The 14913-nt window shown below is 44.5% G+C and carries 13 protein-coding genes; 7 read left to right on the top strand and 6 right to left on the bottom strand.

The window, feature by feature from the left end; genetic code table 11:
- Positions 1 to 473: 473 nt before the first annotated feature.
- On the bottom strand, positions 474 to 1385 hold the full coding sequence (locus tag BUB52_RS11670; RefSeq protein ID WP_009120786.1) for a DMT family transporter: 912 nt from the start codon (positions 1383 to 1385) through the stop codon (positions 474 to 476).
- A gap of 112 nt (positions 1386 to 1497) precedes the next feature.
- On the bottom strand, positions 1498 to 2202 hold the full coding sequence (locus BUB52_RS11665; RefSeq protein ID WP_009120787.1) for a NigD1/NigD2 family lipoprotein: 705 nt from the start codon (positions 2200 to 2202) through the stop codon (positions 1498 to 1500).
- Positions 2203 to 2377: 175 nt separating this feature from the next.
- On the opposite strand from BUB52_RS11665, the gene BUB52_RS11660 reads away from it, so the two are divergent.
- Positions 2378 to 2926 carry an RNA polymerase sigma factor gene (locus BUB52_RS11660; protein ID WP_009120788.1) on the top strand — a complete coding sequence of 183 codons (549 nt, stop codon included), beginning with the start codon at positions 2378 to 2380 and terminating at the stop codon, positions 2924 to 2926.
- Positions 2927 to 4252, top strand: a complete 1326-nt coding sequence (locus tag BUB52_RS11655) for a porin family protein (RefSeq protein ID WP_009120789.1) — start codon at positions 2927 to 2929, stop codon at positions 4250 to 4252.
- 128 nt (positions 4253 to 4380) lie between these two features.
- Here the strand turns inward: BUB52_RS11655 and pflA are convergent, their stop codons facing one another.
- Together pflA and pflB are read right to left on the bottom strand one after the other, a co-directional pair.
- Entirely contained in the window at positions 4381 to 5106 is a 726-nt protein-coding gene (pflA, locus tag BUB52_RS11650; RefSeq protein WP_039950242.1) for a pyruvate formate-lyase-activating protein, read from the bottom strand.
- 126 nt (positions 5107 to 5232) lie between these two features.
- Complete coding sequence (pflB, locus tag BUB52_RS11645; protein WP_022219639.1) at positions 5233 to 7461, bottom strand: formate C-acetyltransferase; 2229 nt, start codon at positions 7459 to 7461, stop codon at positions 5233 to 5235.
- Between the two features lie 581 nt (positions 7462 to 8042).
- On the opposite strand from pflB, the gene BUB52_RS11640 reads away from it, so the two are divergent.
- The 5 genes from BUB52_RS11640 to BUB52_RS11620 all read left to right on the top strand — a co-directional run bounded on the left by BUB52_RS11640 (position 8043) and on the right by BUB52_RS11620 (position 12938).
- A complete protein-coding gene (locus BUB52_RS11640; RefSeq protein ID WP_009120793.1) occupies positions 8043 to 9275 on the top strand; it encodes a site-specific integrase in 1233 nt (410 codons plus the stop codon).
- A gap of 22 nt (positions 9276 to 9297) precedes the next feature.
- Positions 9298 to 9675: a virulence RhuM family protein gene (locus BUB52_RS11635; RefSeq protein ID WP_009120794.1), complete on the top strand. Its 378-nt coding sequence runs from the start codon at positions 9298 to 9300 to the stop codon at positions 9673 to 9675.
- 1339 nt (positions 9676 to 11014) lie between these two features.
- Positions 11015 to 11512 (top strand): hypothetical protein, encoded by a 498-nt coding sequence (locus BUB52_RS11630; RefSeq protein ID WP_009120796.1) that lies wholly within the window; start codon positions 11015 to 11017, stop codon positions 11510 to 11512.
- A gap of 20 nt (positions 11513 to 11532) precedes the next feature.
- The gene (locus tag BUB52_RS11625) at positions 11533 to 12531 is read left to right on the top strand and encodes an HNH endonuclease signature motif containing protein (protein WP_009120797.1); all 999 of its coding nucleotides are present in this window, start codon (positions 11533 to 11535) and stop codon (positions 12529 to 12531) included.
- Between the two features lie 215 nt (positions 12532 to 12746).
- Positions 12747 to 12938 carry a type II toxin-antitoxin system YoeB family toxin gene (locus tag BUB52_RS11620; protein WP_394363703.1) on the top strand — a complete coding sequence of 64 codons (192 nt, stop codon included), beginning with the start codon at positions 12747 to 12749 and terminating at the stop codon, positions 12936 to 12938.
- Between the two features lie 170 nt (positions 12939 to 13108).
- Here BUB52_RS11620 and BUB52_RS15950 read toward each other — a convergent pair whose 3' ends face one another.
- Both BUB52_RS15950 and BUB52_RS11615 read right to left on the bottom strand, forming a co-directional pair.
- Positions 13109 to 13240, bottom strand: a complete 132-nt coding sequence (locus BUB52_RS15950; protein WP_009120799.1) for a hypothetical protein — start codon at positions 13238 to 13240, stop codon at positions 13109 to 13111.
- A gap of 22 nt (positions 13241 to 13262) precedes the next feature.
- Positions 13263 to 14894, bottom strand: coding sequence for a hypothetical protein (locus tag BUB52_RS11615; protein ID WP_009120800.1), 1632 nt, complete (start codon positions 14892 to 14894; stop codon positions 13263 to 13265).
- Positions 14895 to 14913: the final 19 nt, after the last annotated feature.

The following is a 14913-nucleotide window of genomic DNA, read 5'->3' as shown; positions in this document are numbered from 1 at the left end:
TTCATGTCATAATCGGTGATATTTCCCGTCTCATCTGGCAGTTTATTTCTACGGAAAGCAGGCGGATGCTTTCACCGTTCAGGTAGTGTAGGTACGCGGATCTTTGCCGATATCGGGTACGGGTAGGGCAAGAGTGAGGTTTCCGATGTCGCGCCAAAAAATATTTTGAGGTCGGGGAGCGGTAAGTTCGAGTAAAATGTGATAAAGATTGGTTCGTGGCTTAATTTTATGGTACACTCACACAGATAGTCATTGTAATGTCTGAATGAATAGAATTATGGGCAAAAGTGAATTTTATGATTTTATGTTATTTAAAACAATAAAAGCAGTTATTTCCTATTCGCTCTTATATGATGCAATCATAGAATTTCTTCATTATATACCTTAGCTTCATTCTATTTCCAGTGAGATACTTCTTTTATATCGTGTGGGAATAATGGTAGCTTCATATAACTTTGTTATTCCATTGTTGCTTACTTCTTTGTACTAAGGTACTTTATAATATCCGCTCCTTTAAAGTAGATAATCAGTGAGCTGACAATAATCAACATACCCGCTACGGTACTGAATGTGGGGTATTCTCCCGCAAGCATAATCCAACTTAATACAGCTCCGAGAATCGGGTTGATGAGGCGGCACATATTGATGTCGCTGACTTTTGCTCCTTTGCTTTGTAACGCCATAAACCAGAAACTGAATGCAAAGACAGAAATGAATACAAGAATACCCAGACTGATATAGAACCCGGCAGGCTTGCCGATAAAAGAATGATAACCTTCCGTACTCAGTCCGATGATGTAGATAAGGGCGCCACCGAAGAACATCTGTACGGCATTCAGGAAGATAGGGTTGATTTTGCCTTTCTCCTCGGATACGGAGATGGCGGAGTAGCCTTGAAAAATGATACTGAGCAATAATAGTATGATGCCTGTACTGCCTTTCCAATCCAGCGGTTCGCCGTCGCTGCCCATTCCTACAATCAGCAAAAGCCCCGCAAGGCTGACGATGAGGCTGACTATCTTGTAACCGTTCAACTTGTCGTTACTTGCCAGCAAGTGGGCAAGCAATACATTGATAAGCGGTGTCATACCCATGATGATGGATGAGATAGCCCCGCTGACAAAGTCCACCCCGAAATAGAAGGCCGTATAGCCCATGAACATATTGATGAATATCAAGTTGAGGAACAGTTTGCGGTACTGCTTGATTTCCTGCCACATACCTTTGTGCCAGGTATAAGCAAAAAGCAGAATGCCGACACTCGTAAAACGAATACCGGCGAAATTCATCGGAGTAAAATCATAACTGAGCCCTTGCTTGATGAACGGGTTTACGATGGCCCATAGCACAGATGCCAATATAGCGTACAGCAGTCCTTTTTTCATGGTTGTAGAAAGTAATTTTGTAAAATCGGCTGCAAAGATACGCCTTTCTTTTGACAAATGCCTCACTCCGCTTTTATAAAAAGAACTTGAAAAGAGTGTTCCACAGAATGGATTAGTTTTCGTCTTTCTTAAAGTCGACAGTCATATAACGTTCGCCGTCGTACAAACTTTTTACGCGGATATTAAGTCCGGTTTTTCCGGATATCCGGTCGGCTATCTTATCCAGTTTGAAAGAAACAAGTCCTTGTCCCGGCATGAGGGGTTCGTCATCATAGGCGTTTTGGCGGAATTCCAGCGTGACATAGCCTTCTTTATCGTTTTTGCCGTCGGACGTTTCGTTGACTATCAGGTTCAGCATATGTTTCTTGTCGTTATTGTTGCTGTGATATAGCTGGTACTGAATATTCAGATAATTGCCCGTAATCCACATATTGGTTATGTTGATGCGGTCGTCACCGATACTGTCGGCTCTTTCGGCGGGCATGAAGTAGATGTCTTTGGTGAGAATATTCTCTACATGATTGATTTTGGCATTGTAATCGTAGCCATCCACCTTTTCGTCCAGCAAGTTGAAATATACAAAAGCGCGTTGTCCTTCCACCAGCGTATAGTTATTGACTTGGGCGGTATCGCCGGGAAACATTCTGCTTCCTTCATCGAGCGCGAAATAATAGTCTTTTCCGTCAATGATACGTACAGTGCCGATAGTGAGGGATGAACGCTCATCATCGTCCCAATCGTCCAGACAGGATTGCAATACGGGCATGGCAATGAGCAGTAGCAGAAATGCGGCTAATGTTGTTCTTAACTTTTTCATAAGTAGAGGTTTTGTTATTGGTTCTGTTTTAGATTTCGTATTCAGAAAATGCCGGGATTGTACAAATACTGCTTATAAGATTGTTAAAGAAGATGAAGAATGAATTTCTTATCTGCCGGATGCAGTATTTTTGCGCCTGTTGCATTTATAAGGTAAACACGTGTTAAAAGAGAGAATGGAAGAACAGGTATTGGCAGAACGCTGCAGGCAAGGCGACAACCTTGCCCGCAAAGAACTGTATGAACAGTATGCAGGGCGGATGCTCGGCGTATGTTTGCGTTATGCCGGTGACCGGGAAACCGCACAGGACTTGATGCATGACGGTTTCTTGAAGCTGTTCGATTCTTTCGATAAGTTCACTTGGCGGGGAGAGGGTTCTTTGCGGGCTTGGATGGAGCGTGTGATGGTGAATACGGTGTTACAGTATTTGCGGAAGAATGATGTGATGAACCAGTCTGCTGCCTTGGATGATGTGCCGGAAACGTATGAAGAACCGGATGCCTCGGCTGTGGATACAATTCCTCAAAAAGTATTGATGCAATTTATCAGCGAACTTCCTGCCGGTTATCGTACCGTATTCAACCTGTTTATTTTTGAAGATAAATCTCACAAGGAGATCGCCCGACTGCTGGGCATCAATGAAAAATCCTCGGCTTCGCAGTTGGTACGCGCCAAAGCAGCTTTGGCGGTTAAGGTGAAGGAGTGGATGAAAAAGAACGCATAAATGAAGAAACGTATGGAAGATGAATTGTGGATGCGAAAGATAAAGGAACGGTTGGAGGATTATTCCGAACCGTTACCCGTTTCCGGTTGGGAACGGCTTGAAAAGGATTTGTCCGCTCCGAAGCCGCCGGTAGCCGGAAAACGGAGGATTATTCCTTTCCGCCGCTGGGCTGTAGCTGCGGCTGCGTCATTGCTTATCGCGGTGTCGTCAGTCAGTGTGTGGTTGCTTCAGAGTCCTGTGGGAGAGGAAATGAGGGGTACGGCTGTGCCGGCATTGGCAATTGCTCCGGACAGACTGCCGGAGCAACAGACACCTTCAATACGGACAGAAATAACGGAACCTGACTATCGCGCGCAGAAACAGGTATCGTCAGCGGGTACAAATAGGCGTTCTTTGTTGGCGCAACAACTGGATACAGCAGGTGATGCGGAGCAGACAACGAAGATGCAGCCTTTGGATACGGAACCGGAAATTCAAGAGAGTGTACAGGAACAAACGGTTCCGGCAACGAAAAAAGAAGATGAGGTTGTTACAACCGGAAATAATAGTACGGAGAAACAGCAGGCTGAACGTCGTCGTCCGTCCGGTAGGGATAAATTGCAACTGCCGGTTGGAAATACGAAAAAAGAAAAGTCACGCGGCTGGTCGGTCGGGCTGGCTGTGGGAAATACGGGCGGATTGATTGCCGGAAACAGTATCGGTGAAAGCGGTTTTGTACAAAGCGATCCGGGGTTCGGCTATTCCGGCGGGAAGGTCGATTTGGCTACGGTGGCTAACGGTATAATGGATGTTCCGGAAGGACAGGAACTTGTTTTCAAGAATGGTATGCCGTATCTGATGAAAAACTCGGAAGAGATAGTGGATATAGACCATAAGCAGCCCTTGTCTTTCGGTTTCTCAGTGCGTAAAGGACTTGCGAAAGGATTCTCCGTAGAGACTGGTTTGACATATACGTATCTTGCTTCGGATGTGAAGTTTGCCGGAAGCTCGAAGAAGGTCAGCCAGAAATTGCATTATTTAGGTATTCCTTTGCGTGCCAACTGGAATTTTGTAGATAAGAAGTCCTTTATCATGTATGTTTCCGCCGGAGGCGCCATGGAGAAATGTATTTATGGTAAAATAGGCAGTCGGAGCGAAACCGTGAAACCGTTGCAATTCTCTGTGATGGGAGCTGTGGGTGCACAGTACAATATAAGTAAAAGGGTAGGTATTTATGTAGAACCGGGAGTGTCTTACTTCTTCGATGACGGCTCCGATATTCAGACGATAAGGAAAGAAAATCCCTGTAACTTTACGTTACAAGGGGGAATACGGTTGACTTACTGATTAAATTGAGAATTGAGAATTAAAAATTGAGAAATAGGCTGCGCTATAATAGTAAATAGCAAAATCGGGGTTTATACCGATAAAGAGTTTATAGCGCAGCCTATTTCTCAATTTTTAATTCTCAATTCTCAATTTACCACTACTGTGGGGAAATACTCTTTGAAGAGCTTTTCGGCTCGTTCCAGTTGTGCGGGGGTATTTTCTATTACCTCTTTTAATTGATAATCCCAGCCCATGGCCTCGTATTTATGTACTCCCAAGCGGTGATAGGGAAGTATTTCCACTCGTTGTATGCTTTGGTATTTGCCAAGCTGCTTGCCCATATTACGTATATCTTCCTCAAAATCACTATATCCCGGCACTAAGACATAGCGCAGCCAGAATGGATGTCCTTGTTGTTCCAGCCAGGCGGCAGTGCGCAAGGTTCGTTCGTTGCTGCGCCCGGTTAAAGCACGGTGACGTTCGGGGTTGAACTCTTTGATGTCAAGCAATACCAAATCTGTCAGACTTAACAATTCCTCTACTTTGTCATTCCAGATACCACCGTTGGTATCAAGGCAGATGTGGATGCCGTTGGCTTTCAAATCTCTGAATAAAGGTATCAATGCCTCGGCCTGCAATGTGGGTTCGCCACCGGAGAAAGTGATTCCCCCTTTCTTTCCAAAGAATGCTTTTTGGCTGATTGCCATTTGTAGAATTTCATTGGCGGGGGTGGGAGTACCGCCTTTTGCGTCTATGGTGTCGGGATTGGCGCAATACAGGCAACGGAAAGGACAGCCTTGAAGGAAAACGACGAGCCGTAATCCCGGACCGTCAAAGGTACCCATTGATTCGTATGAATGAACATTAATCATAATCGTATATTATAAGTAAGAATGTATTAAGAAAAAAGCACGGATTACATGGAGCACCCGGATTGTTTACTTAATCCGTGAAATCCGCGTAATCCGTGCCTGAAGATTATACTCTTAAAGTATTACTTACATTCTTTCGTGGAAACTGCGGCTGATGACTTCCAACTGATGCTCGCGGCTCAACTTCACGAAGTTTACGGCATAACCGGAAACGCGGATGGTGAGTTGCGGATATTTTTCCGGATGTTCCATGGCATCTTCCAACATTTCACGGTTCAATACGTTCACATTGAGGTGATGCGCGCCTTTGGTGAAGTAACCGTCCATCATGGTAACCAGGTTGTCGACACGCTCTTCGTCAGTAGGACCTAATGACTTCGGAACGATAGAGAATGTGTTACTGATACCGTCTTGCGAGTCACGATAACGCAGTTTAGCTACCGAACTCAAAGAAGCGATAGCACCGTTCTTGTCACGTCCGTGCATCGGGTTGGCTCCCGGAGCAAAAGCGACACCTTTGGCGCGTCCGTCAGGAGTAGCGCCGGTCTTCTTGCCATACATCACATTGGAAGTGATAGTCAGCAATGACAGGGTAGGACGGGCATTCTTGTAAACGGGCAGCTTCTTCAGCTCTTCGCTGAAATAGTAAACCAAGTCTACGCCGAGATGGTCTACACGGTCGTCATTGTTACCGAAGCAGGGGAAAGAACCTTCGATGTCGAAGCCTTCCGTCAAACCGATGTCGTTACGGCGTGCCGTTACTTTGGCGTATTTGATGGCGGACAGTGAGTCGATAGCGATGGAAAGTCCGGCTACACCATAGGCAAGATTGATGCGCGGGTCGGTATCGACGAATGCCATTTGGGCTTTTTCGTAGTAATACTTGTCGTGCATGTAGTGTATGATGTTCATTGCTTCGTTGTAAACGCGGGCAATCTCCGTTAACACTTTCTTGTAGTTGGCCATTACTTCTTCAAAGTTCAGCGTGTCGTGGGTCAGTACGGGGATACCTTTTACCATTACGGTTCCGGTATTCTCGCAACGTCCGCCGTTGATGGCGAGCAACAACGCTTTGGCGAGGTTGGCACGTGCGCCGAAGAACTGGATTTGCTTACCGATGGCTTGGTAAGATACGCAACAGGCAATACCGTAGTCGTCGCAGTTACGTACTTCGCGCATCAGATTATCGTTTTCGTATTGGATAGAGCTGGTATCCACAGATACTTTGGCGCAGAATTCCTTGAAACCTTCCGGCAATTCGGGACTCCACAGAACGGTCATGTTGGGTTCGGGAGACGGGCCGAGGTTGTACAGCGTTTGCAGGAAGCGGAAAGAAGTCTTTGTTACTTTCACGCGACCGTCATTGAAGCGTCCGCCGATAGCTTCGGTAACCCAAGTCGGGTCTCCGGCGAAGATGTCGTTGTAAGACTGCATACGCAAGTGGCGTACCATACGCAGTTTGATGATGAACTGGTCAATCAGCTCCTGAGCAAAAGTTTCGTCAATCTTACCGTGAGCCAAGTCGTATTCGATGAAAATGTCGAGGAATGAAGATACATTACCTAATGACATGGCTGCTCCGTCTTGTTCTTTTACGGCAGCGAGGTACGCCATATATACCCATTGTACAGCTTCCTGAGCAGATGTGGCAGGGTGGCTGAGGTCGAGACCATAGTATTCACCCATGATTTTGATGTCCTTCAAAGCCTTGATTTGTTCTGATACTTCTTCGCGCAGGCGGATACGTGCCTCGGTCATGGGGCCGGTCAGGTTGCGTAAATCTTCCTGCTTGGCCTCGATGAGGCGGTCGATACCGTACAATGCTAAACGACGGTAGTCACCGATGATGCGTCCGCGTGCATAGTTGTCGGGAAGTCCGGTAAGGAAACCCAGAGAGCGGAACGAACGGATTTCTTCGGTATATACGTCGAATACGCCGTCATTGTGAGTCTTACGATAATGTGTAAAGATGTCTTTTACTTTATCATCTACTTCTACGCCATTCTCGCGGCATGCTTTCGCCACGACATTGATGCCGCCAAAAGGTTTGATGGCGCGTCTCAACAGCTCATCTGTCTGCAAACCTACGATAAGTTCGTTTTCCTTATCGATATAGCCTGCCTTGTGTGAAGTGATAGTAGATACTGTAGTATGATCTAATGAGCGAACACCGTTATTGGCTCTTTCTTCTTCCAATGCTTCCAAACAGAGGTTCCAAATACGTTTGGTACGTTCCGTAGGTCCTTGCAGGAAAGATGCATCTCCGGTGTAGGGTGCGATGTTTTTACTAACGAAATCACTAACATTGATTTCTTTGCTCCAAAGCCCGTCAATAAAGGTTTTGTTTAATTCCATAATATTCTTTTTTTGAAAGTGATTAGATATGTTATCCTTTAGAGCGCGCAAAATTACGGAAATATTTCCGTAATTGCACAATAAAATGCATAGTTTTTATGCTGAAGAACATAAAATAATCATTAATAGGTAGAGGATGTCGCTGTGTATGCATTTATTTGTTGCTTGCTGTTAATTGGGGCTGAACTGTTTGCAGGCTATTGTTTTCTTGTGGAAAAACTATTCTTACCACGCCTGTTATCCTTTCATACTACTGCCGTTATCTTTTCTTACAACAGCTGTGGTATGAAAAGATAACGGATGTGGTAAGAATAAAATAAACAGATAGCAAAAAAGTAAATTTGAGAAAAGTGTAGCGATTCAACTGAAAGAGTGGTCGTTACGCTTTTGTTTTTGATGTGGAAAAGGTCGTTAACAGACATTCAAAAGCCATATAACGCAAGAGTTCAGTTACCACATCATTACTACCGTAATGTGTAAATTTTTAGAATAAGCATTTGTTTTTCTGAGATTTGCGTAATTCTGCGTAGCTGTCAGTAACTCACGGTAAACTAATTTTGTCACCAAAAAAGAAGTGAGTTATGCGAAGCACATTCAAGGTCTTATTCTACGTGAAGAAAGGCAGTGCAAAGCCCAACGGCAACCTGCCACTGATGTGCCGCCTTACGGTGGACGGAGAGATTAAACAGTTCAGCTGCAAGATGGATGTTTCCCCACACTTGTGGGATGTGAAAAACAGCCGTGCTTCGGGCAAAAGTGCCGAAGCACAGAGAATTAATCTTGCCGTTGACAAGATTCGGGTGGAGGTAAACCGCCGATACCAAGAACTGATGCAGACGGACGGGTATGTAACCGCTGCCAAACTGAAAGATGCCTATCTCGGTATCGGTGTCAAGCAGGAAACCTTGCTTAAACTTTTTGAGCAGCACAACGCCGAGTTTGCAAAGAAAGTCGGACACAGCCGTGCCAAAGGAACATTTAACCGTTATCAGACCGTCTGCAAGCATATACGGGAGTTTCTGCCCCATACCTACAAGCGTGAGGATATTCCCCTAAAAGAGTTGAACCTCACGTTCATCAATGACTTCGAGTATTTCCTGCGCACTGTAAAGAAGTGCCGCACCAATACCGTGTGGGGCTATATGATTGTGTTGAAGCACATCATTTCGATAGCGAGGAATGACGGACGTCTGCCGTTCAATCCCTTTGCAGGGTATATCAACTCTCCCGAAAGCGTGGACAGGGGGTATCTTACCCAACAGGAGATACAGACACTCATGGACGCTCCGATGAAGAACAAGACGCACGAGCTTGTGAGGGACTTGTTTCTGTTTTCGGTGTTCACGGGGTTGGCATATTCCGATGTGAAGAACCTAACCACCGATAACCTGCAAACATTCTTTGATGGTAACTTATGGATAATTACCCGAAGAAAGAAAACCAACACGGAATCCAACATCCGCCTGTTGGACGTTCCCCTGCGAATCATCGAGAAGTACAAGGGGCTGACAAGGGATAATCGTGTGTTTCCCGTACCAAGCAACGGCAGTTGCAACAAGGTACTGAAAGAAATCGGCAAGCAATGCGGTTTCAAAACACGACTCAGCACGCACGTTGCAAGACATACGAACGCCACGACCGTGCTTTTATCGCACGGTGTACCCATTGAAACCGTCAGCCGTCTGTTAGGGCATACCAACATAAAGACCACGCAGATATACGCTAAAATAACGAACCAGAAGATTAGTCAGGATATGGAAACCCTGTCGCACAAGCTGGAGGATATGGAGAAAAGTATTTGCAGTGTCATTTGATAACCTATAAAACCGAATACCGATGAAAGAGAGAAGAAGCGTCATTACAATGGACGGGCAGGGCAATATCGCCCTGCCGATTGATACCGCCAATATATGGATGTCTGAATTTGAACTTGTGGAACTGTTCGGGGTTATCGCCCCGACAGTCCGTGCAGGAATAAAGGCTGTTTACAATAGCGGAGTTCTGAAAGAATACGAAGCAAAACGCCACCTGCATTTGGCGAACGGCTGCGGTTTGGCTGTTTACAACCTTGATATGGTTGTCGCCCTTGCTTTCCGTATCAATACATTCGGAGCAGCTAAAGTCCGTAATATGCTGTTGGAAAGGATTATGTACCGGCGAAAAGAAAAAACATACCTGTTCACACTGCCATTCAGAGGTGGATGTGGCTGTTAGTACGGTAGGCACGAAGCGAACCAAGAGCAATGCTTTTCGGAATAATATACCTTTGTTTTTGATGAATTGATGAATAAGTATATAATCATATTGAAATATAGACACTTATACTCTCATCGAATACTTATCAAAAGTATTTTACCGATGAAAAGAAGGAGAAAGATGACAGACAAAGCAAGCCGACCCGCAAATGATGAGTTTCTCTTTTCGTAAGTAGTTTGATGAGAACTTGATGAGGGTATAAATGATTAAATAACAGCATATTGAATGTGCTAATCATCAAATCATCGGATTTTTTATCCATCATCAGTTCGCTGGGAAAATGTGGGAGGATAATTCCCATAGCAGAAGAAATGCAATTATTCCCATTTGCAAGTAGGCATACGGACTTGACGGTTTCAAGGTTGGATGCCGATGTTGCATCGCCCTTTCGCTTCGGATAGATTCTTGTCTTAATTCCGTCTTTCTAACATATGTTCCTTGTCTGAGTAATTTGAGTCGCTCAAAATAAGTTTCTTTTGTTTTGGAGGGTAGCAAGTTTATGTTTCGGGCAGACCGAAACCACTTGCCACCCTCTCCCTAATCATTGGGAGAAGCATCCCGTTGGTCTATACAGTAGCTACAATGACTGCACTTGAAAACGAGCATATGCAATAGTCAAAGGCGGTCATCCGAGAAAGGGCAACCACCATTCAACACACGCCGTAAAGTATATAAGTAAACGACTGAAGCAGGTCTAATCACAGACACCACGTACAGGTATTTGCACGGAAAATGCCGTAGCTTATTAGGGAATTTTCCGAGCCGCAATACTTCGTACCGCTGAAAATTCCCCAATAAGCCAAAGAGGTTACACCTCTCTGGACTCTTCAAAGCCAACGGCAGAAACCGTACAATTCAATCATTGCTTCACGAACTAAAAAAGAAAACCATACCTTTTAGGAAGATGATTAATGGGGTTAGAAAACTATCTGAATACTGAAGCCATGATAGAGTGCAGAAGTATGTAACTGTAAATCAAAATAAAGTCCGAGATAATCCAATGACATATCACGGACTTTTTGTACTTTTGCAGTCGGATTGGGGCAACTCTATCCAAGACATATTAGAAATATCGAGGCGTTATGCTCTCATCTTGTATGTACGAAGCCTGAGAAACTTCAAAAGTGAACAAGAGAGGTCGTAATAGTCTCCACGCATATGCGTGGGGCTGTTATTCCCACATCTGTTCACAAAGGTTTTCTTAGGGCCTGTACATTAAGAAGTGTGGCATACAGTTCCACGCTTCGTGATATATAAAGGTTTTTGTGGTAGCTGGAGGATATAAAACTAATAGCGTATGAGTGCGATAAAAAAAGTATTTTTTGTGATCTGTAGTATTTTAATGTTAGTAAGCTGTGCTCCACTTCGATTACCCGTAATTGTCAAGAATGCTCCTATTGATACGTTTAAGTATGCATATATTTCTCCCACAAAAGAGCTAACATCTAGCAGTGGTGGAACGTATGGTGGGCAATATGGAATATATGGGTCTTCGACAATGAAAAGTGTTAATCCAAGCGATGTTATTGCAGGAGTATTAATTAAGGAGGGATTTGTAATATTGCCTGAACTTAAATCAGAGTTATCCAAAGAAACCCTGATTGTAAATTATGGCGAAAGTGGCAGACGGAATAGAGGGTTGGGATATACTATTGAAGTAACAATCCAATTTATATCTGCCGAAACACAACAAATGATATGTTCTTGTACTGCGGAAGGACAAGGTGAAACAGAAGCAGATGACATCCGTCAAGCCATTAAACGAGCCTTAGAAGGCTTATTCCCTAAAAAATAAACTATTTAGGAAGATGTGATATGAAAACAAATGTCAATGACTATACCCGAGAAGAAGAGTGCATTTACAAAGACGAACGATACTCTGTTCGTGATAATGGAGCGGTATGGCGTCACCCTCGTGAAGGAAAGAAACCGCGACCAACTGATTGTCAATGGACTTTCGGTAAACCCAACAGCAAAACTGGATATATGGAGATTGGCTCGGCACGTGTTCATATTATTGTGGCAATGGCGTTTTATGGGGTTAAGGATACGAAGGTTTATGTTGTTGACCATATAGATACTAATCGTCAGAACAATCGGATAGAAAACTTACGCTGGCTTACAAGACTTGAAAACGTATTGTTAAATCCTATTTCACGAAAGAAGATTGAATATATCTGTGGTTGTAGTGCAGAGGAATTTCTCGCCAATCCCGAAAAATATCGGGATATGATTCAGTCCGACACAGGTTTCGGATGGATGCGGACTGTTACTAAAGATGAGGGAGACCAGTGTTTAAAAAATCTGTTAAAATGGGCTGCGAGCGATAAACAACCATCAGGTGGCTCAATGGGAGAGTGGATTTATCAACCGTTATCTACAAAGCATAATCATATTGAAGAAATATCGGAAGAACCAGACTATACTATGTCATTAACACCCGGAGCAGCACAACGCGACTGGCGTACACCTTCTGAATTTCCTTGTACTCCACAAATGGTCGGTGATAATCCACTTGCCACCTATGCCGAAAACCTAAAAGAAGGAATTATCTTTTCTCAAAATCAATATGGGGCATCATTGATAATAACTAGTGGATTTTCCGTAGACAAACAAGACCTATATGTAATGACAGAGTCGTCTGAAGGTGAGGGTGCTATCAAACGCTATGCACTTGCAAAAGTCACCTATGAAAATGGTCTATTTATTCACACAGGGCGCACGTTCTTTACAAAAGAAGGTGCAGAAAAGCAATTTACTATTGCACAGGGCTTAGAATGGAAAGGTGGAGACTCTATTGATGATTATTGCTGATTTTTCAGCCTGTACTCTTAAAAGATGGAATTTATTTATGGGAATATATGCTTAAAATCCACAAAAATATTCTATCTTTGCAATGAGTTATTTGACAGCATAGCACCGCAAAACACAGAAAATCGAACAGTTGCTAAGTCGTTACTTTGATTTCTCAAATATTCAGTTAAATGTTTATCTCTCAAACGGTTGTGTCAAACCGTTGAAAATCTAAAATAGAAAAACTACTTATAGAGATGATAGAATATCCTACCACAGGGACGGGACAAGTAGAAGCATTGAAAGGCAATCTTTCCAGGTATTGGAGTAGGAGAATAGATAAATTTAATAGAATTATTTATACCGTTGAAGAAGAGGTGGTGACGGTGACGATTATTTCAACCAAAGGACATTATGGGGATAAATGAATACGCTGATTCCTAATAAATAATGTTGTCAAACTTTCAAGGATATATCATGCTGTCTTCAGAGGAGCTTGCGATGAAGAATCCCTCTTTCGTATATAGCAGGAGAAGAGATTCTTCACTCCGTTCTGAATGACAGAATAATATGTCCTTGAAAGTTTGACAATATTATCTTATTCTCTCTTTTCTGTTTCTCTATCTTTGTCCTTCATCTCTGCCTTTATCTTTGTTCTTATTTTACTACCTTTATTTCTCTCTCCCCACTCATCCCCTGCTACTCCCACAGCAACCTCAGTACATGTCATATCAGCCTCACGCTATAATGGACTAAAAAGCCAAAATCGCCCAGGAATACGTGCCGTTAGGGTCTGAATAGCGGTCATGTTTGTTAAGGCTTGATATTCGTTGGCTTACGGGAGTGGCTGCTACATCTAATACCAGTACGGACAAACTTGTATTCGCGCTATCTTCCGAAGACGACCAGTACCGTCTATGGCTGGGAATAATGTTGTGTAATAAATCCTTCTGCTGCCAAATTTCATACAATTGTCCGATGGCGGGCAGGAACCAGCCGCTGCTTGTCGCTGGGGCTGCTACTTGCGTTTCATAGGCTATTTTGGCATAATAAGTGGCCGGGTATCCGTCAAAGTTTTCAGGATCGAGTCCTGAGCCGTTAGCAGTGGCATAATCATCGATTTTTTTGGTATATAAATATCCGCTCCAGTCTTTTTCGGGATAGGAGCCGTTGTTGGATACACTGCATCCTACAACAGGGCCGGGGACGCCCCACCGGCATTCAGCGCCTGCGTCTTTTAAAGCTATCACATAGGCCTGGCATTTATCCTGACGGATGCCGGTGTTTCTGTAGTTGGATGTATCATAATCTGAATGGCCTACGGCGAATACGATGCCGATACATGTTTTCCCTACGAGGGGCGGTACGTTTTCTTGCAGGCAGGTGCCGTCCGTCAGTAGCCGGTAGCCACCGTCGCTCCAGGTGCCGTCGCTGTAATAGTAGTCGCCTACATGGATATCTCCGTCGGGACGGACGTGGCCGCCTCTGCCGCTCATGTCAAGAAAATAGGAGCTGTTGACTCGGGTGTTGGTTAGGGCTATGACCTTATGATTGGATGTTGCAAGGTTTATTTCACCGGGAAATACGTAATACACTCCGTTGTCGGAAATGAAATCCGTTTTACTGGCGGTGGTGATGCTGAAACTGCCTTTGGCGGGCTGTATGTCTATGCTTTGGGGAATATTTGCAAGGCTGGAAGTGGGGGTAATGCCATTGTCCATTCCGGCTACTTCCACCCGTACCTGCGTGCTCAGAAAGGTTAGATTTATGGGTTCGGCAGGGGCTGTGACCTTAATGTTTTTGGTACTCGCTTTCATTATGATGCTGTTGTCCGCAAGAGTCATGGTGTTACCGGACAGCGTACCTTTGGCGTAGATTGCTTCCACATTGACGTTGGCGCCTGCCGGGGCGGAGATGGGCGGGGTGAGCGCGCTCCATTTTTTTGTACTGCCGTTGTATGTGGCGGTGGAGTAGGCGTACGTGGTACTTGTGCTGACGGTTATTGCTGCGGCGAGATATATCTTGTCGTTATTCTCCCAGGACACGGTTTCGCCCGAATCCGCGATACGGGTATGGGGACGTGCATGCGAGTCGTCCCTGCCTGACGGCTGAGCGGCGGTGTTGCCGCTGCCTGCTGTCATTTCCTGAAAGGGCAGGGGCTCGTCTATGATGAAGGTGAGAGGTTGCAAGATGGCGGCGGAAAACTCGTCCTGTTCCGTGCAGGCGGTACAGAGCCATAACAGGCCTATGCCGCACCATATGAATAGATTGTGTATACGGCTCGTGTTGCGTGTACGGAATGTGTTATGTACACAGTGTATGCCGTGTACATCATTGCATACGCTGCGTTTACTGTATGGGATATGTAAAATATGCTTTTTCATCGTTACGCTGTTTTTAGGA

It is taken from the genome of Bacteroides clarus YIT 12056, assembly GCF_900129655.1.
Taxonomy (GTDB): domain Bacteria; phylum Bacteroidota; class Bacteroidia; order Bacteroidales; family Bacteroidaceae; genus Bacteroides; species Bacteroides clarus.
The sequence above is the reverse complement of the archived record's forward strand: the minus strand, read 5'-3'. Positions and strand labels throughout refer to the sequence as shown.

Bases quoted from the DNA above. Each gene is read 5' to 3' on its own strand.
- BUB52_RS11670 (WP_009120786.1), bottom strand. From the start codon at position 1,385: ATGAAAAAAGGACTGCTGTACGCTATATTGGCATCTGTGCTATGGGCC.
- BUB52_RS11665 (WP_009120787.1), bottom strand. From the start codon at position 2,202: ATGAAAAAGTTAAGAACAACATTAGCCGCATTTCTGCTACTGCTCATT.
- BUB52_RS11660 (WP_009120788.1), top strand. From the start codon at position 2,378: ATGGAAGAACAGGTATTGGCAGAACGCTGCAGGCAAGGCGACAACCTT.
- BUB52_RS11655 (WP_009120789.1), top strand. From the start codon at position 2,927: ATGAAGAAACGTATGGAAGATGAATTGTGGATGCGAAAGATAAAGGAA.
- pflA (WP_039950242.1), bottom strand. From the start codon at position 5,106: ATGATTAATGTTCATTCATACGAATCAATGGGTACCTTTGACGGTCCG.
- pflB (WP_022219639.1), bottom strand. From the start codon at position 7,461: ATGGAATTAAACAAAACCTTTATTGACGGGCTTTGGAGCAAAGAAATC.
- BUB52_RS11640 (WP_009120793.1), top strand. From the start codon at position 8,043: ATGCGAAGCACATTCAAGGTCTTATTCTACGTGAAGAAAGGCAGTGCA.
- BUB52_RS11635 (WP_009120794.1), top strand. From the start codon at position 9,298: ATGAAAGAGAGAAGAAGCGTCATTACAATGGACGGGCAGGGCAATATC.
- BUB52_RS11630 (WP_009120796.1), top strand. From the start codon at position 11,015: ATGAGTGCGATAAAAAAAGTATTTTTTGTGATCTGTAGTATTTTAATG.
- BUB52_RS11625 (WP_009120797.1), top strand. From the start codon at position 11,533: ATGAAAACAAATGTCAATGACTATACCCGAGAAGAAGAGTGCATTTAC.
- BUB52_RS15950 (WP_009120799.1), bottom strand. From the start codon at position 13,240: ATGACATGTACTGAGGTTGCTGTGGGAGTAGCAGGGGATGAGTGGGGA.
- BUB52_RS11615 (WP_009120800.1), bottom strand. From the start codon at position 14,894: ATGAAAAAGCATATTTTACATATCCCATACAGTAAACGCAGCGTATGC.